This window comes from Marinobacter sp. ELB17, from assembly GCF_000169375.1.
In the GTDB taxonomy this organism is placed as follows: Bacteria; Pseudomonadota; Gammaproteobacteria; order Pseudomonadales; family Oleiphilaceae; genus Marinobacter.
This window is the reverse complement of the sequence record NZ_AAXY01000017.1, coordinates 1-20436: the sequence shown is the minus strand read 5'-3', so window position 1 is coordinate 20436 and position 20436 is coordinate 1. Positions and strand designations below refer to the sequence as shown.

Annotated in this window: 18 protein-coding genes, 1 pseudogene and 1 riboswitch; of the genes and pseudogenes, 8 read left to right on the top strand and 11 right to left on the bottom strand. The window is 52.9% G+C overall.

Annotated elements, in window-relative coordinates:
- Window positions 1-48 precede the first annotated feature (48 nt).
- A complete protein-coding gene (locus MELB17_RS16085) occupies window positions 49-1053 on the top strand; it encodes a LysR family transcriptional regulator (RefSeq protein WP_007351361.1) in 1005 nt (334 codons plus the stop codon).
- Window positions 1054-1278: 225 nt separating this feature from the next.
- Here the strand turns inward: MELB17_RS16085 and MELB17_RS16080 are convergent, their stop codons facing one another.
- From MELB17_RS16080 to MELB17_RS16070, 3 genes are all read right to left on the bottom strand, one after another.
- Window positions 1279-1836 (bottom strand): manganese efflux pump MntP family protein, encoded by a 558-nt coding sequence (locus MELB17_RS16080; RefSeq protein ID WP_007349957.1) that lies wholly within the window; start codon window positions 1834-1836, stop codon window positions 1279-1281.
- A gap of 3 nt (window positions 1837-1839) precedes the next feature.
- Window positions 1840-2012: riboswitch (yybP-ykoY riboswitch) on the bottom strand.
- A gap of 82 nt (window positions 2013-2094) precedes the next feature.
- On the bottom strand, window positions 2095-2337 hold the full coding sequence (locus MELB17_RS16075; RefSeq protein ID WP_036185163.1) for a hypothetical protein: 243 nt from the start codon (window positions 2335-2337) through the stop codon (window positions 2095-2097).
- A gap of 120 nt (window positions 2338-2457) precedes the next feature.
- Window positions 2458-2736: a metal-sensing transcriptional repressor gene (locus MELB17_RS16070; protein ID WP_007351359.1), complete on the bottom strand. Its 279-nt coding sequence runs from the start codon at window positions 2734-2736 to the stop codon at window positions 2458-2460.
- 81 nt (window positions 2737-2817) lie between these two features.
- Between MELB17_RS16070 and MELB17_RS16065 the strand changes: the two genes are divergently transcribed.
- The 3 genes from MELB17_RS16065 to MELB17_RS16055 are packed head-to-tail and all read left to right on the top strand — an operon-like array spanning window position 2818 to window position 4659.
- Window positions 2818-3180, top strand: a complete 363-nt coding sequence (locus MELB17_RS16065) for a hypothetical protein (protein WP_007351358.1) — start codon at window positions 2818-2820, stop codon at window positions 3178-3180.
- Window positions 3181-3225: 45 nt separating this feature from the next.
- Window positions 3226-3960, top strand: a complete 735-nt coding sequence (locus MELB17_RS16060) for a HupE/UreJ family protein (RefSeq protein WP_007351357.1) — start codon at window positions 3226-3228, stop codon at window positions 3958-3960.
- A 15-nt stretch (window positions 3961-3975) separates the two neighbouring features.
- Window positions 3976-4659: a hypothetical protein gene (locus tag MELB17_RS16055; protein ID WP_007351356.1), complete on the top strand. Its 684-nt coding sequence runs from the start codon at window positions 3976-3978 to the stop codon at window positions 4657-4659.
- Window positions 4660-5178: 519 nt separating this feature from the next.
- On the opposite strand, the gene MELB17_RS16050 is transcribed toward MELB17_RS16055, so the two are convergent.
- From MELB17_RS16050 to MELB17_RS16030, 6 genes are read right to left on the bottom strand one after another with little or no spacing between them, the layout of a single operon-like run.
- Window positions 5179-6081 (bottom strand): CopD family protein, encoded by a 903-nt coding sequence (locus tag MELB17_RS16050; protein ID WP_007351355.1) that lies wholly within the window; start codon window positions 6079-6081, stop codon window positions 5179-5181.
- Between the two features lie 40 nt (window positions 6082-6121).
- Window positions 6122-6469 carry a copper resistance protein CopC gene (locus MELB17_RS16045; protein ID WP_007351354.1) on the bottom strand — a complete coding sequence of 116 codons (348 nt, stop codon included), beginning with the start codon at window positions 6467-6469 and terminating at the stop codon, window positions 6122-6124.
- 32 nt (window positions 6470-6501) lie between these two features.
- A complete protein-coding gene (locus MELB17_RS16040; protein ID WP_007351353.1) occupies window positions 6502-9651 on the bottom strand; it encodes an efflux RND transporter permease subunit in 3150 nt (1049 codons plus the stop codon).
- A gap of 5 nt (window positions 9652-9656) precedes the next feature.
- Window positions 9657-10169 (bottom strand): copper-binding protein, encoded by a 513-nt coding sequence (locus MELB17_RS25735; RefSeq protein ID WP_227498942.1) that lies wholly within the window; start codon window positions 10167-10169, stop codon window positions 9657-9659.
- The gene (locus tag MELB17_RS23950) at window positions 10129-11193 is read right to left on the bottom strand and encodes an efflux RND transporter periplasmic adaptor subunit (RefSeq protein WP_007351351.1); all 1065 of its coding nucleotides are present in this window, start codon (window positions 11191-11193) and stop codon (window positions 10129-10131) included. The genes MELB17_RS25735 and MELB17_RS23950 overlap by 41 nt, the downstream gene beginning before the upstream one ends.
- A complete protein-coding gene (locus MELB17_RS16030; protein WP_264673242.1) occupies window positions 11193-12266 on the bottom strand; it encodes a TolC family protein in 1074 nt (357 codons plus the stop codon). The genes MELB17_RS23950 and MELB17_RS16030 overlap by 1 nt, the downstream gene beginning before the upstream one ends.
- 71 nt (window positions 12267-12337) lie before the next feature.
- Between MELB17_RS16030 and MELB17_RS16025 the strand changes: the two genes are divergently transcribed.
- The 4 genes from MELB17_RS16025 (at window position 12338) to istB (ending at window position 17136) form a co-directional block, all read left to right on the top strand.
- The gene (locus MELB17_RS16025; RefSeq protein ID WP_007351349.1) at window positions 12338-13249 is read left to right on the top strand and encodes a tyrosine-type recombinase/integrase; all 912 of its coding nucleotides are present in this window, start codon (window positions 12338-12340) and stop codon (window positions 13247-13249) included.
- Window positions 13246-14319, top strand: a complete 1074-nt coding sequence (locus MELB17_RS16020; protein WP_007350690.1) for a transposase — start codon at window positions 13246-13248, stop codon at window positions 14317-14319. The genes MELB17_RS16025 and MELB17_RS16020 overlap by 4 nt, the downstream gene beginning before the upstream one ends.
- 598 nt (window positions 14320-14917) lie before the next feature.
- Window positions 14918-16384 carry an IS21 family transposase gene (gene istA / locus MELB17_RS16015; protein ID WP_007348517.1) on the top strand — a complete coding sequence of 489 codons (1467 nt, stop codon included), beginning with the start codon at window positions 14918-14920 and terminating at the stop codon, window positions 16382-16384.
- Complete coding sequence (istB, locus tag MELB17_RS16010; protein ID WP_007348516.1) at window positions 16381-17136, top strand: IS21-like element helper ATPase IstB; 756 nt, start codon at window positions 16381-16383, stop codon at window positions 17134-17136. The genes istA and istB overlap by 4 nt, the downstream gene beginning before the upstream one ends.
- A gap of 946 nt (window positions 17137-18082) precedes the next feature.
- On the opposite strand, the gene MELB17_RS16005 is transcribed toward istB, so the two are convergent.
- Together MELB17_RS16005 and MELB17_RS16000 are read right to left on the bottom strand one after the other, a co-directional pair.
- On the bottom strand, window positions 18083-18832 hold the full coding sequence (locus tag MELB17_RS16005) for a copper resistance protein B (protein ID WP_007351346.1): 750 nt from the start codon (window positions 18830-18832) through the stop codon (window positions 18083-18085).
- Window positions 18829-20436 (bottom strand): annotated as a pseudogene (locus tag MELB17_RS16000) (copper resistance system multicopper oxidase); the annotation flags it as partial. The gene MELB17_RS16005 and the pseudogene MELB17_RS16000, both read right to left, overlap by 4 nt.

Here is a 20436-nt window from a genome sequence, read left to right as displayed (position 1 = left end):
CTTACACTCATGTTTTCAAGCAACCATCATCCTTCGAGGCCAGAAAATATGAGCGATATAAACCTTAACTCTCTGAAGTCTTTGCTCATTTTTAAAACGCTGTATGAGACTGGCACCGCCACAAGGACCGCCAGGGATTTGGGCATTACCCAATCTGGCGTCAGTCGATCTCTGGCGCAATTAGAAGAAAATATTGGGATTCCGCTGTTCATGCGGCACAAGAAGCGGCTAATCGTTCTGCCTGAGGCCGATGAGCTCTATAGTGAGATTCTTGGTTTGCTGAGCAACCTGGAGAACATGAAGCACAGCATTGTGGCACTGCGTGAATTTGGCGCTTCGCGCATACGCATTGCCTCAGCACCGGCTCTGGGTTTTGCCTATGTCCCCAAAATCATCGCCCGCATTCTGCGTGACAACCCCAAATACAACGTCTATCTGGACATCATGCCCAGCCCGGAAGTGATTCGTGCGGTTGAAGCGGGTTATTTCGATGTCGGATTTGTGACTCTTCCGGTGAGCAGCCAGGCGCTGGTGGTTGATGAGTTAATCTCAACCGAAGCCGTGTGTCTGATGCCTAAAAACCACAGCCTGGCCAAAGCCAGTGTGATCACAATAGAAGATCTGAAAGGACAGCATCTGGTCATACCCAACCAGCCCAATCTGGCAGCCGACCAGCTCCTGCTCGAACTGTCGCAGAAAAACATTCACATCGCCGGTAAAACCGAAGCCAACATCGCTGCCATTTACTCACTGGTCGCCAACGGTGTCGGCATCACCCTGATCAATCCCATCACAGCCTACGACCACCAGGTAACCCGCGATAACCTACTGATCAAGCCGTTCAAGCCCGCCTTTAACTATCATTTTGGACTGGCGTATAAACAGAAATGGGCGAACAACCGATTAATCGGTTTGCTCAAAGAGATGCTCCCGGAGTTGCCGGATCACCTCTTGGCTAAATGCACCGACTCCTGTGCAGACCACGGCGAGTGTATTACTCGACAAACAGCAGGCAAGTATCGTGCAGGACATCAAACGTACGGTGGAGTGTGACGATACGCGTGTGAGTGATCTCCACGTCTGGTCGATTGGACCCAATCTGTACGCCGCGATTGTCGCGATCGTTGCCCACTATCCGCAGTCTCCCGGCCATTACCGTGACCGAATCCAAACCGGCCAATCGTCGCTCGTACATGTGACAGTGGAAGTCGAAACCTGTCCATCGCATTTCTAACGGCGCTGCCACCCAAGGGCGTGGGATAGATCAATTGCTGAGAGTTAAAGATTGCCTGACAAGATCCATGCACCAACGGCAATCAGTGTCAGGCCGCCCATAATTTCAGCCTTCTGACCGAACAGTGAACCCACGACTCGTCCCAACATGACGCCTAACGTAACCATTACCGTTGTGGCCAGGCCAATGAGCCCAGCGGCCAGAAATATGCTCACCTCTACAAATGCCAGGCTTGCACCCACTGCCATTGCATCAATACTGGTGCCAAATGCGGTTAGAGCAATCTTAAGAAAAGAATGTCTGGAGGGTTGTTCTATCTCTTCACTACTTGGACTCAGACCTTCATAGAGCATGTGTAAGCCAAGAAACACCAATAACGCGAACGCTATCCAGTGCCCCCAAACATCCACATAAGACGCGGCGATATTACCAATTAACCAACCGATAAAGGGAGTGATGGCCTCAATTAATCCAAAAATGAGGCCCATTCTTAATGCTTCGAAGAAATGGGGATTTTTAAGGCTTGCTCCCTTGCCTATGGCTACTGCAAACGCATCAGTAGACATTGAAAGAGCCAACAACAGAAGGGCTATGGGGTTCATTCAATGTTCTCCGGCCGGGCGTTGAGTCCACGACATATCCACACGCCCGACCATCAGGCATGGATATATCGATGGTCTCGCCAACCGAGAGGTGTTCGCACCATGGCGTTTGGCCAGGTATGTTGACACGAACTCTTCCGAATACCGGAAGCAGGCTACTCCCCAAAGAGCGCCAAATCTAACACAGCCAACGTGTAAATCAAGTGGGAAGGAGATGAATACGCTTCTGCAACCTCAGAATTACTGAAAGCTTCATGGCTATAGCAAGATAATGCCAAATCGCTTCACCACCACAGCCAGGACGCTAAAACACACCACGGCGATAATGGCACTTGCCGCAAGAGCCCCCCAAAAGCCAAGCCGGGACAGAAGGAACGGAAAAATCAGGAACATCGGTAACGCCGCAATCAGTGCGCCCAACTTATCACTGCGCTTGGCCACTTCTGAGATCAAAACCACCAGCAGAGCTGTAATCGCGTATTTTGTGATTATCCAGGCCAATTGAAAGTCCTCTGAACTCAAACCTCTCAAATTCCTGGTGCTCCGTAAAGCAACTAACGAGCGAAGAACAGGTGCCAGTACGTTCGGTATTTCAGACTATCAAGCATGAACCAACAATGTTCAAAGATAACGGGCAATGGCTTTGAACTCATCAAAATGGCTTTTCTGTTCCGGTTCCAGCGGGCCAATCGCATCATCCAGGCAGTGCTCGATGTGGTCCTGTACCAACACCCGCTTTGCCTGTTGAATGGCTTTTTCAACGGCATGAAGCTGCTGCGCCAGTTCCAGGCAGGATCGCCCTGCCTCAATCATCCCTATCACGCTGCCCAGATGACCTTGAGCCCGCTTCAGGCGCTTGACGATCTGCAGATGCGAGTGGTGCGTTTGATCATTCGCCATATTTAATTCCTATCCCCCTAGGGGGGATGCTATCCTCTCTCACTGAATTAATCCAATAGCCTGACTAAAGAACTGACACCTATGGTGACGGCCACCCATCGTAAAAATTTGATTCCACTTCTTGCCCTGCTGCTTGCGCTGGCTGGGATGACGCTATCGGTCGTTGGTGGGGTGTCATCTCACGGTGTCGCAGAGCTAAGTGCGTTTGTTTCAGAGGGTCACGATGGCCCGTCACACAACCACGACGATTTTGACGAAAAGTCAGGCAGTCACCCTCACCACGACGCGGGCAATCACAGCCACGAATCCGCGGATCGGCTGACGACCCGCCTCGTCACGGGCTACTCAATCTCCCTCCGGCTGCCTGTACCCTACGCCGGAGATTCTCCCCGCAGCTTTCGTTACCGGCTAGAACGCCCGCCAAAAACCTCTCTGACTGTTTAAGTCTCGCTGCACCGCAGCTTTTTAAACGAAATTATTGGAGTCGTTATGTTGTCAACGTTGCTTGACGGCCATTGGCGTGCGCGCACAGCCGCCGGCGGTCGCCGTCTGGTCTGGATATTCCTGACACTGGGTTTGCTCGGAATGAGCGCCGATGTGCTGGCCCATGCCATTGCCCAGGGAGACAAAGGGTACATCCAGGAAATATCCGGGGTAAACCTCATTGCATTCATCTATCTCGGGGCCAAACACATGGTCACCGGTTATGACCACCTGCTATTCCTTCTGGGGGTCATCTTCTTCCTTTACCGCATGCAGCACATCGCAATCTACGTAAGCCTGTTTGCGCTGGGGCATTCCACCACCATGCTGCTGGGCGTGTACTTCAACGTCGGCATTAACAGCTACATCATTGACGCCATCATCGGGCTCTCGGTGGTGTACAAGGCACTGGATAACGTGGGCGCGTATCAGCGCTGGTTCGGCTTCCAACCCAACACCAAGGCCGCCACGTTGATTTTCGGCTTCTTCCACGGCTTTGGCCTGTCCACGAAAATCATTGAGTACGACATCTCCCCGGATGGGCTGATACCGAACCTGCTCGCGTTCAACGTGGGCGTGGAAATCGGCCAGCTTTTAGCCCTGGCGATGATTCTCATCGTTATGAGCTACTGGCGTAAAACCGACGGTTTTTTCCGCCATGCCTATACCGCCAACGTGGCCATGATGAGCGCCGGCTTCCTGCTCATCGGCTTTCAGCTCACCGGTTATTTTGTCGCTTAATTCTGGAGATCTTTTATGTATAACACCGATATGCCCTCACGTAGCGAATTACCCAGTTCCGCGCAGCTGATTCGATCCACCATCATTGCGGCCATCGTAGCGCTGGTTCTGCTGGTAACCGTGGTGATGCCCTCCGAGTACGCTCTGGACCCTACCGGCGCTGGCCGCTTGCTAGGTTTGACGGAGATGGGTGCAATCAAGGCACAACTCGCGCAAGAAGCCGCTGCCGACGACGCCGCGCAGATGGTGGCGGTGCAATCGTCCATCGAGGAGACTCCTTCAGAGCCCGTTGAGCCTGTCTTCGAGACAGCCGCAGTTGTTGAAGTTGAGCCTGAAGCCGCGCCAAAAGTAGAGCAACCTGCCCCGCCAATCGCCGCCGAACCCGAATGGCAGGACGAGGTCCGTGTTGTCCTCACTCCAGGTGAGGGCACAGAGTTTAAGCTCACTATGCAGGAAGGAGACGTCGCCCGGTTCGCCTGGGTATCTACAGGCGGCCCTGTTAACTTCGACACCCACGGTGATGGCGGTGGTCAGTCCATTTCCTACGAAAAAGGCCGGGATGTCCCTCAGGACGAAGGCGAGCTGAAAGCTGCGTTTAGCGGCAACCACGGCTGGTTCTTCCGCAATCGCAACGATAATGACATCACGCTGGTGCTTCGCACCGATGGTGACTATGGTGAGTTAAAAAGGGCGATGTAATAAAAGTAGCAGTGACTACCCCGTCATCTAAGTAGCTGAAAAGTAGCCGTCAGTGCCGTATCGAAGAAAGCTTAGGTGCTCCCTTAATCGCTCTGTATCTGACTCATCGAAAGTTAAATCTTTTGTGATTTAACTTTCGATTTAAATTCTTACACCATGTTCTTGAAGTGTAACGGGCGCGACATCAATATCTTCGTGGTGTTCTGGAAAGGTTACTCCATGATAAGCCTCTGTGTTACCTCCAATAGTTAAAGCTCGTTCGACTTGAATAACACAACCTAAAGCTGTTATGTGAGTCTGTAATGGCTCAATGATTCCGGACACCAACGTAGGCGGTAATATTTCCGCCATAAGCGAGGTGTTTAATGATCAGAAAACACCGATTTTTCACGCCGGAGTTCAAGCAGGAAGCCGGATGATCACCACCATGCTCAATGAGGACGGCGCTGTGATTGGCCAACTGGGTTGCAAATCACCGATAGGCTCGGTCGAGCACGACCAAGACACCTGGATTAAAAATTACATCATCGGACCTACGAGTGTCGTCAGCACTGTCGTGATGGCATATATCCCTACGCCAATAAACTTTTCGATAAGAAGCGATCTTTTTAACCGACTAGCATCTTGCGAAGATAACAACTGCGGTACAAGAACGAATTTGTGTAAGGCTGCCAGCCCTAACAGAAGTAGAACTAAGATCAGTTTAGTGATTAAAAACAAACCATAACTGCTTGTAAACAAGTTGTTCCAGGCCGTCAGTTGGTAAGATAAAAATAGACCTGCCAAAACCACTAACAAAACAGCAGCAACCGCAAACTGTCCAAAACGATGCAGCACCGCATGTGCTTCAGCAGAAGCTAAACGGTGGCACGCTAACCACAAGGGGTACAAGGTACCCATCCACCAAGCTGTTAACGACAGATGTACAACAAGCACAAGTTGAAAAATCCACGACTGCGAAACCGCGTGACCCGCCTCGGTATACGAGGTTGCCGTGAGTAATAACCCAGCAAACCCGAGCCATGCGACCCTCGCACCAGGTTCAACCCAGGTAGCCGTCAATCTTCTTTTGCGCCACAAAAAAACCAGCGCAACTAGCAGCAGAAACAGCCCGAAAACCCTTAACAGAAGCGCCTCTCCTACCGCAGAGTTCCATATAATTGAAACGATATCTGGCTCAAACATGCCAGAAACGCCCTCTTCAAGGACAGCGCCCACGCGTACAAAAAAGTGCCCGAAAGCACTGGTAATAGCCAATAAAACCGCAAAGAGCGCGTATTTCAGCAAAGCGCCTTGCAGTCCTTTGTACGCTTTTAAAAGATAGAGGCTGCAAGCCCCACCAACAGACCCGGCCACACCGACATACAAAAGCCAACGGGTTATCAGGGTCGAAAATTCCCAGGAGGTTAGTTCCAGTCCCATCTTAAACGCCGTTGGCCCGAGTTAACGAATACATACTCTATTAGTGCTGCATAAAGCCAAACGTTCCATCCATCATGTGGCCATCATCGCCCACCGCTTTCCAGTGTACGGTGTAGTTGCCGGGCACCAATACAGGTGTCATCCCCTTGAAATGGGTGCCTGCTTCTTTAGCGCGTTCATAGTCGACGGCAACAGGCCTTCCATCAGCACCGATCACCTTTAGACTAATCAATTTCATAGGCATGTCGAAATTTACTTCGACATGCCTGGTTGGCTCCATCACCATTGCTCCATCCTGCGGAAATGTGCTTTCCATCATTGTATGTGCAAAGACTGAGGACGATGCTGCTAAAGCCACAATGGCTATTAAGGTTTGGATCTTTTTCATAACAATGCACCTTTCATTTTAGTTTAAAAAATTTAAGATTTTTCTACTGTAGGTACTGTATTTTTTGCAAGCGAGCTCCGCTTCCACATGAAATAAATGGCCGGTAGCACCAACAGTGTGAGCACCACAGCACTCACCATACCGCCCACCATCGGCGCGGCTATCCGGCTCATTACTTCAGAGCCAGTGCCTGTACCGTACAAAATAGGTAAGAGACCAAAAATAATGGTCGCAGCTGTCATTAGCACGGGGCGTACCCGCATTCCCGCACCATGAAGCACCGCATGGCGTAACGTTTCTTCGCGAAGCTCAAGTCCTTGAGCATGGCAACGGTCAATCGTCTGTTGCCAGGATTGATTGAGATACACCAGCATGATGACGCCGATTTCGACCGCTACTCCGGCTAAGGCAATAAACCCCACCCCCACGGCCACCGAAAAGTTAAAGCCTTCCCAATACATCAGCCAAATACTACCCACCAAGGCCAGTGGCAAGGTCCCCATGATCATGGCCACCTCGACAAAATTACGAAAGTTGAGGAATAACAGCACAATAATAATGGCGAGGGTTAGAGGGACTACGTAGGTAAGCTTTTCTTTGGCGCGCAGCATGTATTCGTACTGACCAGACCAATTCAATGAATAGCCAGGGGGGAGTTCTACCTGTTCAGCAACCACTTGTTGAGCATTTTCGACATAGCGACCAAGATCTACACCTTCAATATCAATATAGGTCCAGCCATTGAGCCGCGCATTTTCACTTTTCAGCATAGGGGGACCGTTTTCGACGAAGATGTTGGCCACATCACCGAGAGCAATCCTTAGGCCCGCAGGGGTTACAATGGGCAATAACTCCAATTGTTCGGGGGAATCCCGATAGTCCTGCGGATAGCGGACATTGATGGGGTAGCGCTCTAACCCCTCAACCGTGCTGGAGACATTCATTCCACCGACTGCTGACGCTAGGATTTCCTGAATATCAGCGATATTGAGACCATAACGGGCTGCTTTTTCTCGCTGAATATCAGCTTTGATATAACGACCACCGGCAACGCGTTCAGAATATACTGATGCGGTACCCTCAACATCCTTCAGCACCCGCTCTAATTGTTGACCGATCCCCTGAATGATATTCAGATCCGGCCCCGCAACTTTAATTCCCACGGGCGTTTTAATGCCCGTCGCGAGCATGTCGATGCGTGTTTTGATTGGCATCACCCAAGCATTGGTTACGCCGGGTAACATCACTAATTGATCCAGTTCCTGCTTGAGCTTGGCGGTGGTCATTCCCTCGCGCCATTCGCTCTTAGGCTTCAGCTGGATAAAGGTTTCAATCATGCTCAGTGGTGCCGGGTCCGTTGCCGTTTCTGCTCTACCGACTTTACCGAACACGGTGACAACTTCAGGTACTGTGCGAATCAGCTTGTTGGTTTGTTGCAAAATTTGGCGTGCTTCACCAATAGATACGCCCGGGTAGGTGGTAGGCATGTACATCAAGTCGCCTTCATCCAGATCCGGAATGAACTCACTACCGATTTTATCCAGCGGCCATGCGCCTATAGCCAACACCACAACAGCACCAACCAGGGTTGCTTTTGGAAAACGCAGTACACCACGCAGCGCAGGCATATAGATAGCAGCCAGCAATCGATTGAGCGGGTTCTTGTGTTCAGCTATCACCTTGCCACGGATGAAGTAGCCCATCAGTACTGGCACCAAGGTTATAGCCAATATTGCGGAGGCAGCCATGGCGTAGGTTTTGGTGAAGGCTAAGGGCGAGAACATTCGGCCCTCTTGTGCCTCTAACGCGAACACAGGCAAAAAACTTACCGTTATAATAAGCAGACTAAAGAAAAGCGCGGGGCCAACTTCTGAAGCTGCAGTTGCAACGACCTGCCAGCGATTTTCGTCCGTTAAAGGCGTCCTTTCCATATGCTTGTGCATGTTTTCAATCATAACGATCGCTCCATCAACCATGGCACCTATGGCGATCGCTATTCCTGCAAGAGACATGATGTTGGCGTTAATACCTTGCCAATGCATGATTATAAATGCCGTTAGGATACCGACAGGCAAACTGATAACGGCGACCAGAGATGAGCGGACATGAAACAGAAACACGACACAGACCAGCGCTACTACAAGGAATTCTTCCAGCAATTTTTTCCAGAGATTCTCAACCGCTCTATCAATCAGACCTGAGCGATCGTATACGGTGACAACCTCCACTCCATCAGGTAAACTTTTCTTTAACGACTCCAGCTTAGCTTTGACTCCATTGATGGTTGTCTCGGCGTTTTCGCCAAAGCGCATGACAACTAAGCCACCCACAACCTCACCCTCGCCGTCGAGCTCAGCAACACCCCGACGCATTTGGGGACCAATGCCAATATCAGCAACATCTCTGAGCAGTAGCGGAGTGCCGTTTTGGTTAACACCCAAGGGGATCACTTCCAGATCTTCTATGCTTTGAATGTAGCCTGTAGCCCGGACCATGTATTCAGCCTCGGCCATTTCCACGACTGACGCCCCAACTTCCTGGTTGCCACGGCGAATAGCATTTTGTACATGGCTGAGGGGTATATTGAATGCGCGTAGTCTTTCCGGATTCACCTGCACTTGATATTGCTTGACCATCCCACCTATGGCCGCAACTTCAGAGACGCCTGGAACGGTTTGTAATTCATATTTAAGGAACCAATCCTGTAAGGAACGTAATTGGCTCAAATCATTCTTACCGGTGCGGTCAACCAATGCATAGAGGTACACCCAGCCTACGCCCGTTGCATCCGGCCCTAATTGCGGACGAGCATTTTCAGGCAACGAAGGAGCAACCTGGCTCAGGTATTCCAGCACGCGGCTGCGGGCCCAGTAGATATCCGTCTTGTCGTCGAAAATAACGTAGACGTAGGAATCCCCAAAGAAGGAATAACCTCGCACCGTCTTGGACCCCGGTACCGACAACATTGCAGTGGTGAGCGGATAGGTGACCTGATCCTCCACCACCTGCGGCGCTTGACCGGGATAACTGGTTTTGATGATGACCTGCACGTCAGACAGATCGGGAATCGCATTTACCGGCGTATTTTTCAGGGAATAAAGCCCCAAACCAACCAGCATGAATGTGGCCAGCAACACCATGCCACGGTTGCGGATAGACCAGCGAATAATAGCTTCTATCATAATCGCTACTCCTGTTTCGCTGCGGGTAGGTAAAAGTCGGTGACTTCATATTTGCCCGATTCCGTGCGGGTTATCTCCAGTTGCAACGACTGACCGGTAGGGATGTCGCCAGCGTCCATCCATTCGGTCAGCTTGAATTCCATCTGCATCAGCGGCCAGCTCCACTCCGGAATAGGACCATGCTGAACATTCAGTTTCATGGCATTGATATCAACACTGTTAACAATGGCTTCAACCCATACTTTGCCAGGAAGTTCAGCTGTGGCTTTTTGCGCATCCTGGCTGGCCGCGGGCTTCTCCATTTGCTGGCTGTCAGTCGCATCAATACGAGTGAAGTCGGATGATTTACTGGACTCTGAATCGAGCAGGAACTGAGCGGAGGTAACAATTTCTTCGCCTTCGATCAAACCATCAAGGATCTCGACTCTCTGGTTGTCACTCTGTCCAGTTTTAACGGCAAGGGATTTAAATCGCCCCTCACCTAGTGCCAGCACTACGCGGTTCTGCTGCCCCCCCACGAATTAACGCCTCTTTAGGAATCAGCAACCGTTCATTTTGATCACTGGCAAGAATACGAAGCTCAGCAAACATGTTGGGGTTGAGGGCGTAGTCGGAGTTATCTAATCGTACTCTAACCCTCAAAGTGCGTGTCTGAGCATCCAAACTCGGGTAGATATAATCTACCTTGGCTTGGCGCACTTCGCCGGGCAGGAAATCGAGATCAACCTCCACAGGTAAACCGACTGTGACTAGGCTGGCCTGACGTTCAAAAACTTCAGCTTCAATCCAAATTTCGTCAAGATTAGCGATCGACATCAGCGTCATGCCCGGCTTTACATAGAGACCTTCACGGATATTGAGTTCTTCTACCACTCCCGATGCTGGAGCGTAGAAAGTAACCGTTTGCGATACTTGGCGGTCTCTTTTAAGTTGACGGATAACCGTATCGCTTATTTGAAGAGCAAGCAGACGTTGTTCTGCCGCTTGAATCAAACGCTGATCATCACGTTTTAAACCAAACAGCAGTTCTTCCTGTGCATTAACCAATGCAGGAGAGTGCAGCGTATACAAACGCTGACCTTGCTCAACCGGCGCACCTACGGTGTTAACATAGCTATTTTCCACCCAGCCTTCTACGCGGGGATGAATATGGACAATGCTGTCTTGGTTATATTGCAGATATCCAACCGTTCTTATCTCTGGCCGTAGGTGATCCAGAACAACCTTGCCAGTTCTGACACCCAGATTGTTAACGACCTCTGGCGATATTTCGATTGTGCCCGGGCTACTCTCATCGCCATTTTGATCCTTCGCATAGACGGGGACTAAGTCCATGCCCATGGGCGATTTTCCTGCCGCATCACGGCGGTAATTTGGATCCATCGGAGCAACCCAGTACAAAGGTTTGTCGGCATCGTTCGTGGCTGATGTCACATGCATATCTGTTACGTGCTTGAACAAATCTGGTCGCCAAATATACAAAGCGGCAAGCATAAGCAGAGCGCCAGACACTAACAATGCCAGGTTCTTAAACAGGTTCACTATTTCGTCCCCCGCTGATTACCGACCAGTAAATAGTGCATTTCAGCGATCTTCCCGGAGTGTTCAAATTCGATAGATAACAGCGACAATTTGGCATTGAGTTCACCAATCCGGGCCTGCACCACGTCTGCAAAATTACCAACATCAACGGTGTACGCATTGATCGCAGCGTCAACACTTTGCTGGAGCCCAGGCAGTAACTTGTTTCGATACAGTTCTCGCCGTTGATCAAGACGTTGCAACTCTGCTTCTAAGGTGCGGTAATTTGCCAATAAACTGCGGAGTTTCAAGAATCGCTCTGTGCGCAGAGACTCTTTCTCATACGTTTCTGCCTGCACCTGGCTATCTTGACGCTTGCGGGAGAAAACTGGCATGTCGACACTGACACCAACGCTTAAGAGATCAGGGCGGTCAGTACCCCTGGCGTCGTCACCACGGAAGCCGTAACTGACATTGAGCATCCATTCAGGTTCATATTGCTGTTCGGCAATATGAATTTCGGCTTGCGCCACTTTTGTCATTTGATCAATCAAGCGGAGGCTGGGGTGCTGTAAAAGTCGTTGCGTCAAATCATCTTGCGATAGAACGATAGGCGTAGACCATTCAGGCATGGATTGGTCCAGTGCTGGGGTCAGCATCGAGACATCGGACGGCATGCCTGGAAGCCACTCGTCTAACTGCTGTACAGCACGTGTTTGCTGTTGCTGCACTTCCGTTAGGCGTTCATCTAACTGGTCCAATTCCACCTGTGCCCTGACTAAATCGAGCTGACGGGTCTGGCCAAGGGTGCTGCTGTAACTACTGCTGACAATGTCCGTTAGTTGCTCGAATAATACTCGATTTCCTTCAATTAACGTTATGCTGTGACTGGCTTTCAAAGCGTCTAGCCAGAGTTGCGTGACCATCAGGCCTACCTTGGCTTTCCTGTCTTCTCGGAGCAAAGGCATTTGATGACTCTGTAAGCGCAGTCTGTGACTGTTCAGAGCCAAGGTATCGCCCCTTGGCAACATTTGCGATACCCCAACGGATATCTGAGTCATTGGCTCTTGTGCGTAGTTGAACGAAGCCGCTATGCGGCAGAGGTCAAATTCGACTGTACTTCTCTGACCCCTTCCATTTCGGAGGGCCTGTCAGGAGAAGTGTGATGAACGCTAACGAACACGCTCGTTTTCAAGCTCTGCACCAACGCTACCTCACCGAACTCACCCTGCGCGGCAAAAGCCCCAAGACCATCGATCTGTACACCCGTTGCCTGCGACAGGTCTGCGACTATTTCGAGACCTGTCCCGATCAGCTTAGCACCGATCAGCTCCAGCAGTATTTCATGCATCTGGTCGAGCATCGGTCCTGGAGTCTGGTCAAGATTGCCCGCAATGCGTTGCAGAGTTTCTATCAGTATGTACTGGGCAAGCCCTGGGAATACGTCCCTATCGTCAAGGCCCCCAAGGTTCAGACCCTGCAGGACGTGCTCTCCCTGAAGGAGGTCGAGCGCCTGATCAGTCGCACACGCAAACTCAGTTATCAGGTCTATTTCCTCACCACCTACAGTCTGGGCCTGCGACTGAGCGAGTCCCTGAACCTGACCATCGCCGATGTCGACAGTCACCTGATGCGGGTGCATGTGCGCTGTGGCAAGGGCAAGAAGGATCGCTTCGTGCCTTTACCGCTGATGACACTCAAGGCCTTGCGGCGCTATTGGGCCACTCACCGTCATCCAGACCTGCTGTTTCCCGGGTGGCACCCGCCGTATGCGTCGGTTGCCACCTCCGGCAAGCCCCGGGTGATGGCCCGGGGTGGGGTGCAGAAGGCCATCAAGCAGGTCGCCCTGGACTGCGGTATCCGCAAGCATGTTCACATTCACTCCATGGGCCACAGCTTTGCCACCCATATGCTGGAAAATGGGGTGAACCTGCGCTCGATTCAGAGTCTGCTCGGCCACGCCAGCCCGGTAACCACCGCCCGCTACACCCGGATGACCCATGAGGCCCAGCAGAACAGTGCCCTGATGATCAATGCCCTGGTGGAGCGGCTGCAAGTTGACTGGGTGACCCAATGATCACCCTGGCGCAGATTCTGCGCGATCATGAGGCCAGCCTGCAGCAGTTCGTCGGGGCGCGACTGCGACCGGAGCATCACGCCGCCCTGCAGTCGATCCTGGCCTGCCACACACCCGCCTGTGGCGAGGTCCGCTATCACTGTCGCGCCTGTCAGCAGGTGCAACAGGCGTACCCGTCCTGCGGCCATCGCAGTTGCCCGGCCTGTCAGCACGGCACCAACCGCCAATGGCTGGACCGGCAGCGGCAGAAGTTGTTGCCGGTGGACTATTTCCTGGTGACCTTCACCCTCCCGGCCCAGTTGCGGGGCTTTGCCTGGCACCACCTCCGGTGGACCTGCCACACCCTGTTCCAGGTCGCCCGGGAGGTCCTCGCCCAGTTCGCCCGTAACGATACACGCCTGGGGAGCCAGCTCGGGCTGGTCGGGGTGTTGCACACCCACTCCCGGCGCCTGGCTTTCCACCCCCATGTCCACATCGTGGTCCCTGGGGGCGGGCTGACGGGCCATCACTGGCACGCCCGGGCCGGGCGATACCTGTTCAACGGCCGGGCCCTGGCCACCGTGTTCCGCGCCAAATTCCTCACCCGGATGCGCGAGCAAGGCTTTACCTTGCCGGAATCGATTCCCGGGCACTGGGTCGCCCAGTGCGAGCAGGTCGGCCGTGGCGACCAGGCGCTGACCTATCTGGCCCGCTATCTGTATCGCGGTGTACTGCGGGAGCAAAACATCGTGGATTACGACGGTGAGCAAGTCACCTTCCGCTACCAGGACAGTCAGACCCGGCGCTGGCAGACCCTGACCGAACCGGCGAGCCGGTTCCTCTGGCGGGTTCTGCAGCACGTCCTGCCCAAGGGGCTGCGACGGGTGCGGGAATACGGGTTCCTGCACGGCGGTGCCCGCAAAACCTTACACCGGTTGCAGTGGCTCTTGCGGGTCGCGCTACCCGGGATCGTCACCCAACCCCGGAAACAACGCATTTGCCCCTGCTGTGGCGAGCCCATGGGCATCACGCTTTGGCGGCGCCCCTGCCGGTGGCCCGTGCCGACAACCCGGCGACGATGTCTGGCATAGGCCTACATCCGTCCGACATGCACCTCACAGGGAGGGATCAGAGCACCCTATGACACCACCACCAGGACAGATCGGCTATCGGTTCCACCGAGGGTCACGGGAACCTCTGGCCTGACGGAAATGACCGCCCAATGCCAGGGCCAAAGCACCTCTCAGTTCGCCGACGATATTTCCTTAATAGAGAAGCACCGGGCTCGTCCAACACCGGATCAGGTCGCGGCTGCGCGCGACCTATCCTTATTTGTTAAAGGTGTCTGTCGGGAAGTTCATTAACCCGACATTAAACCTCGGATCTGGCAACACCTCAGCAGCCGCACTCCTTGCCAGGATAGCGGCTTCATTCTGCTGATTCGCTATCAACCAAGGATCATTAGCGATGGCCTGCTGCACAGCCTCGTCCAGCGTTAAACGACCGGCAGTTGCAAGCGCCCTGTTCGTTGTTACAGACAGTAGCAACAGAGCTGTTCGGCGACAATTAGGATGACCGGTTAACGACAATTATCTTGGCCGGTTGGGTGTAACAATCGGTACTTTGTTTTCCACTGTGGAGCACAAGGTGCCTGGTCAACACATAACCAACCGACAAGAGGAGCTGTACATGCAGCACCGACAAAATGGCGCAAGCCAAGAAGTAGCTGCCGCCAAGGCAGGCGTTTCTGTCCGATCTGGGCGACGCATCGAGACATCAGCACAAAAACCCTGCCTTGACACCGAGCGGCAATGGCGTACCCGAGAAGATCCACTGGAAGCGGTTTGGGAAACAGAGTTGCTCCATCTGTTAGAAAATGAGCCTAAGCTGACCGGTACAACTCTGCTTGATTATCTGCAAGAGCATTACCCTGAGCACTACGATCAGACCATTCTGCGCACCCTGCAACGCCGTGTGAAGCTCTGGCGGGCGCTACACGGGCCGGAACGCGAGGTCATTTTTCGCCAGCAGGCGGTTGTGGCGCAACAGGGGTTTTCTGATTTTACCCACCCCGACAACCCGGTTACGATTCAATCCAAGACCTTTCCACACCTGCTCTATCAATTTCGATTGGCCTACAGCGGTTGGCGCTCGGTTACCGTCGTTCAAGGTGGTGAGAGTTATGCGGCTCTGGCGGCGGGCTTGCAGCGAGCCTTACAACAGGTGGGTGGCAGTCCCATTGAGCACCGCACCGACAGCTTAAGCGCGGCACGCAATAACCGTCAAAACGTGTGGACTGAGGCTTATAGCGAGCTGTGCCAGCATTACCGCATGACACCCACTCGCAATAATCTGGGGCAGTCCCATGAAAACGGCGTGGTGGAGTGCGCCAATGGCTCGCTCAAGAAACGCTTGGCACAACAGTTGTTATTGCGCGGTCACAGTGACTTCGACGGTGTTGCGCACTATCAGGCTTTTATTGATCGCGTTGTCGACAAGCTCAATCAGCGCAACCGATCGCGCGCGCTTGAAGAGCAGGCGGCCTTGCAGCCTCTGCCGGAGTTTACGGCGGCCGAGTATCAGACCCTCCACCTTAAGGTGACGCGCAGCTCAACGATCGAAGTCCGGCGCGTTGTTTACACCGTGCCATCGCGGCTGATTGGAGAGTCGGTACAAATCCGGTTGCACCACGACAAGCTGGTGCTGTTCGTCGGACAGCAGCCGGCACTGACATTACCGCGCATTTACCCCAAACCTGGCGAGAATCGCGCCCGCAGCGTCAATTACCGGCACGTTATCCGCTCGCTGGCCTCGAAGCCGCAGGCCTTCCGTTACTCTCAGTTGCGTGATGACTTACTCCCGGACGACAACTACCGTCAACTCTGGCAGCTTGCGGATACGCACCTTGAAGCCCGAGAAGCCTGCAAATGGATCGTGACAACATTGCGACTGGCCTTCGAGTACGATGATGAACAGTCGCTGGGGGAGGATCTGCTGATTGAGGCCCAAGCAGGCCGGTTCGCGTCCATTACCGAGATTCAGTCACGCTACCTTCGCGGCAACCCAGACCTCAAGTGCTCTGCATCAAGCCAACACACCTTAGTGAGCTACGACGAGCTACTGTCCTCGATCAACAGTCAGGAGGCACAGATATGACAGGCTCTGTCGCTTTACTGTTAAAAGAACTCCGTCTGCCGGCCTTCCACCGTCATTACCAATCGCTCTGGGAAACCGCCATTGAGAAGAACTGGTCACACACCGATTACCTAGCGGCATTGTGTGAGTACGAGCTCTCAGACCGCTACCAGCGCCGGACCCAGAAGTGGGTACGCGAGGCAAAACTTGCCGCCAACAAGACCTTCTCAGCGCTTGATCAAAGCGCGTTCAGCCGCCCCTGCAACACCGCACTGGCAAGGCTGCAACAAGACAGTGACTGGGCACACCATGCCGACAATGTGCTGTTGATTGGCCCCAGCGGCACTGGCAAAACCCATATCGCTAATGCACTGGGTCATCAACTCACCGAACAGGGGGTACGCTGCAAACTGTTCCCTGCCATAGCGCTGGTTCAGCACTTACAACAGGCCAAGCGCGATCTCGACTTGATGACAGCCATGACACGGCTGGATAAATACAGGGTCGTCATCATCGATGACATCGGTTATGTAAAAAAGACGGATGCAGAAACCCAGGTACTGTTCGAGTTCATCGCCCATCGCTATGAGAGTGGCAGTCTAATCGTCACAGCCAACCAACCATTTAGTGAGTGGGATCAAATCTTCCCAGACAGCATGATGACTGTAGCGGCCATAGACCGGCTGATACACCACGCAACTATTATCGAATTAGAGGGGGAAAGTTACCGAAGACAGCAGCATCTCAAGCAGGCTGCAAAGAGTAAGAAGTAAGACCACCCAACCGGCCATCATAGTTGTCGCGGACCGGACAGGATAGTTGACGCCGAACACAGAGCGATGCAAACAATAAAAAAATTGCGTAGTGCAAACATAGGGCATTACCAGCAAATGCAGCATTCTGTGTGACCGCACAGGAACTTCAGGGACAAACTGCCCCCACCAAACTACGAACGTCTAGTGGGAAATTGGAGGATAATACGGAGGGGAGGTGTCGATACTATCAGCGCTGGCATCGCCGGACGCTACCTCAGATAGTGAGCCAGATAGCTCGATCGTAAAAGCACTTACGGTAACCGCTGAACTCATCAGGCAATGATCAGCAATGCAATCTTGACCGCATGCATGAGCACTGTGACTCACATCGGGTAACTCAACCATTTGAGACGTCAGCACTGAACTTGCTTGTGCGTGTTCACCAGAACAGTCCTGTTGCGCGGCTGCGACCGGATTAGGGTCTATGGCTATCGGCATAGTCGTCATCGCAAACACTTGCATAGCGCTGAAGCAAAGCAAAAGAGCCAGGACCAGTGTTTGGCGTGTTTTAAACGCTATGGATCGCATTTTTTTCAAGATATTCCACGTAATTTACGCCAAATTGTTTGATAATTTAAGCCATTAGCAGAGCGAGCGCAACTTAAAAACAAGGTGTAGTGGTCAACTAATTCCAGACAGTATGTTAAGTTTTTCTTCAACCACAACCGACGATCTCCCGCCGTTGAACGTGTGAGACCGTTGTCGGTTGTAGTAGTCCGTCAGATAGCTCCAAACCTCTCCAGCTAGGTGGGCACAACGTGGTACTTAGATCGTGAAAATTGAACACCTCATCGCAGATACCGTTGAAATCAAGCGTTGCATAGGGCTCGTCACAGGTTCGGTAAGTTTCAATGGAGTGCTCCAGCTTTGTCCGCTGACCAGTCCGAAAACGCAACCAAGAGTTTCAGAAGGTAAGCCGTGCTCCAACTACCGCAAACCAGCTCTCTGTGCCGCCGCCATCGGCTCTGGCGAAGTCGGCCGTGTTGCCGTACTTGCGTTCGTGAACAACACCCACGTAAGGCGAGAAAGCGCGGTCAATAAGGTCATAGCTCAACCGCAACCCGGTTTCCGTCGATACCAGGCCCGTTCCAACCCCAATCTCTTTATCTTCACTGAACGCCACAGTCGCATCCAGAGTGGCCGTCAGTATCCAGTAGTTGGTGAAGAGCAGTTCATACTCTGCATCCAGAGCGGCGGACGTGTCGCCGTCCTTGCTCACGTAAAGATTCGCATCAATTTCGAACCACTGTGGCGCAAGGCCCGCGACACCCAGAACGGCGTATGTGCGATCAGGGCCTTCGGGCGTGTCAAACCTGACCCCGGCTTTGGCGTCGAAGAAATCAGAGATAGGCACTTGGCCGACCAGCTGGTTTTCCAGCTTTTCGTAGGCCTGCTCTTCAATGGCGTACTCGCCTTTTGTTAGCCAACGGACTTTCAGCTCGTCCGTGCCGTAGAAAAAATCGCCGCTCCATACCCCAAGTTCTTCGTCGTCGTCGCTGTAGCGGTATTCAAATTCTTCAAATTGCGCGCCCCACACTTTTAATGGCGCCTTCCGTTCAGTGGTGTCACGCACCCGCTCTTGAGCAAACGCCAGAGTGGGTATAACACTCAGACCCAAAACTGTACTTACTACTAAAGGCGTCCATAGTTTCATACGTCACCTCCAACATCGCCCAGCTGGTCTCCGGATGCCGCCTGCGTGGAATCCGGCCCGCCCTCAACAATGACTTTGCGGAACATGCCTGCTGCGGCGTGATAAGACAGATGGCAATGGAACGCCCATTGGCCGGGTTCATCCACTTCAGTCTCCATGTAAACCGTGGTGCCAGGCTGAACGCTGATGGTGTGCTTGACCGGGTTCAACTGACCTGCGCCAACGTCAAGCATGGACCACATGCCGTGCAGGTGCATGGGATGAGTCATCATGGTTGTATTTACAAACTTGAATCGCACCCGCTCGCCATACTGAAGGCGGATCGGATCCGCGTCTTCATATTTGACGCCGTTGATGCTCCAGGTGTAGCGCTCCATGTTGCCCGTCAGTTTCAGTTCGATTTCCCGGGTTGGTTCGCGTTCGTCGTAGAGCGGTTTTTGCGCTCTCAGATCGGAATAAGACAGAAACTTGCCGCCATTGGCCGCCGTTGGAACCAGGCCACTGCCCGCCGCATAAAAGGGATCGCTTGCGCCACCCGCGGAAGCCATTGCACCTTGGCCCATCGCAGAATGATCCATGCCTTCCATGCCATTCATGTCAGACTGATCCATACCGGCCATTTTGGAATGATCCATGCCCTCCATTCCTTTCATGTCAGACTGATCCATACCGGCCATCTTGGAATGATCCATGCCCTTCATGCCTTCCATGCCGGCCATGCTCGAATGATCCATACCTTCCATGCCGCCCATGTCGGCCATAGTCAATCGGGCCGCTTCGCGCAATTCTGGCACCGCAGCGACCATTCCTGCCTCAGGAGCCAGCGTTCCCCTGGCATACCCTGAACGCCCCATGGATTCGGCAAAAATTGTATAAGCCTGTTCCTCTTTGGGCCGCACAATCACGTCGTAGGTTTCCGCCACACCAATGCGGAACTCATCCACAGTCACCGGCTGAACATTGTTGCCGTCCGCTTGCACCACGGTCATTTCAAGGCCCGGAATGCGGATATCAAAATAGGTCATGGCAGACGAGTTAATAAAACGCAGCCGAATCCGCTCGCCGGGCTCGAAAATGCCGGTCCAGTTCTGGTCGGGACCCTTGCCGTTGATCAGGCCGGTAAAACCCTGCAAGTCTTCAACATCGGCTTTCATCATGCGCATGTCGCCCCAGGCCATCCGATCCTTGATGGTGGCCATCAAACCGTTTTCAGACGCTTCCGAAAAGAAATCTCCGACGGTTTGCTGCTCACGGTTGTAGTAATCCGGCATTATTTTGAGGTTGCGCATGATGCGATCGCCAGAATGCGGGTGCTTGTCGGTCAGCTGGACCACGTAATCGCGATCGTAACGAAACGGCTCGCGGCCTTCGGGGTCAATCACAATGGCACCGTAGGCACCATCCGGCTCCTGGAAGCCGGAGTGGCTGTGAAACCAGTAAGTGCCTGACTGGGTGATGGGAAATTCGTATGTGAAGGTTTCCCCAGGCTTGATACCCGCAAAGCTGATACCGGGCACGCCGTCCTGAGTAAATGGCAGATCATGCCATGCCAGTGAATGGACGTCATTTCGTTCAGTTGTTGGTCACATTGATCGAGACCTCTT

Coding starts and splice junctions, on each gene's coding strand:
- MELB17_RS16085 (WP_007351361.1), top strand. CDS start 49: ATGAGCGATATAAACCTTAACTCTCTGAAGTCTTTGCTCATTTTTAAA.
- MELB17_RS16080 (WP_007349957.1), bottom strand. CDS start 1,836: ATGAACCCCATAGCCCTTCTGTTGTTGGCTCTTTCAATGTCTACTGAT.
- MELB17_RS16070 (WP_007351359.1), bottom strand. CDS start 2,736: ATGGCGAATGATCAAACGCACCACTCGCATCTGCAGATCGTCAAGCGC.
- MELB17_RS16065 (WP_007351358.1), top strand. CDS start 2,818: ATGGTGACGGCCACCCATCGTAAAAATTTGATTCCACTTCTTGCCCTG.
- MELB17_RS16060 (WP_007351357.1), top strand. CDS start 3,226: ATGTTGTCAACGTTGCTTGACGGCCATTGGCGTGCGCGCACAGCCGCC.
- MELB17_RS16055 (WP_007351356.1), top strand. CDS start 3,976: ATGTATAACACCGATATGCCCTCACGTAGCGAATTACCCAGTTCCGCG.
- MELB17_RS16050 (WP_007351355.1), bottom strand. CDS start 6,081: ATGGGACTGGAACTAACCTCCTGGGAATTTTCGACCCTGATAACCCGT.
- MELB17_RS16045 (WP_007351354.1), bottom strand. CDS start 6,469: ATGAAAAAGATCCAAACCTTAATAGCCATTGTGGCTTTAGCAGCATCG.
- MELB17_RS16040 (WP_007351353.1), bottom strand. CDS start 9,651: ATGATAGAAGCTATTATTCGCTGGTCTATCCGCAACCGTGGCATGGTG.
- MELB17_RS16025 (WP_007351349.1), top strand. CDS start 12,338: ATGAACGCTAACGAACACGCTCGTTTTCAAGCTCTGCACCAACGCTAC.
- MELB17_RS16020 (WP_007350690.1), top strand. CDS start 13,246: ATGATCACCCTGGCGCAGATTCTGCGCGATCATGAGGCCAGCCTGCAG.
- istA (WP_007348517.1), top strand. CDS start 14,918: ATGCAGCACCGACAAAATGGCGCAAGCCAAGAAGTAGCTGCCGCCAAG.
- istB (WP_007348516.1), top strand. CDS start 16,381: ATGACAGGCTCTGTCGCTTTACTGTTAAAAGAACTCCGTCTGCCGGCC.
- MELB17_RS16005 (WP_007351346.1), bottom strand. CDS start 18,832: ATGAAACTATGGACGCCTTTAGTAGTAAGTACAGTTTTGGGTCTGAGT.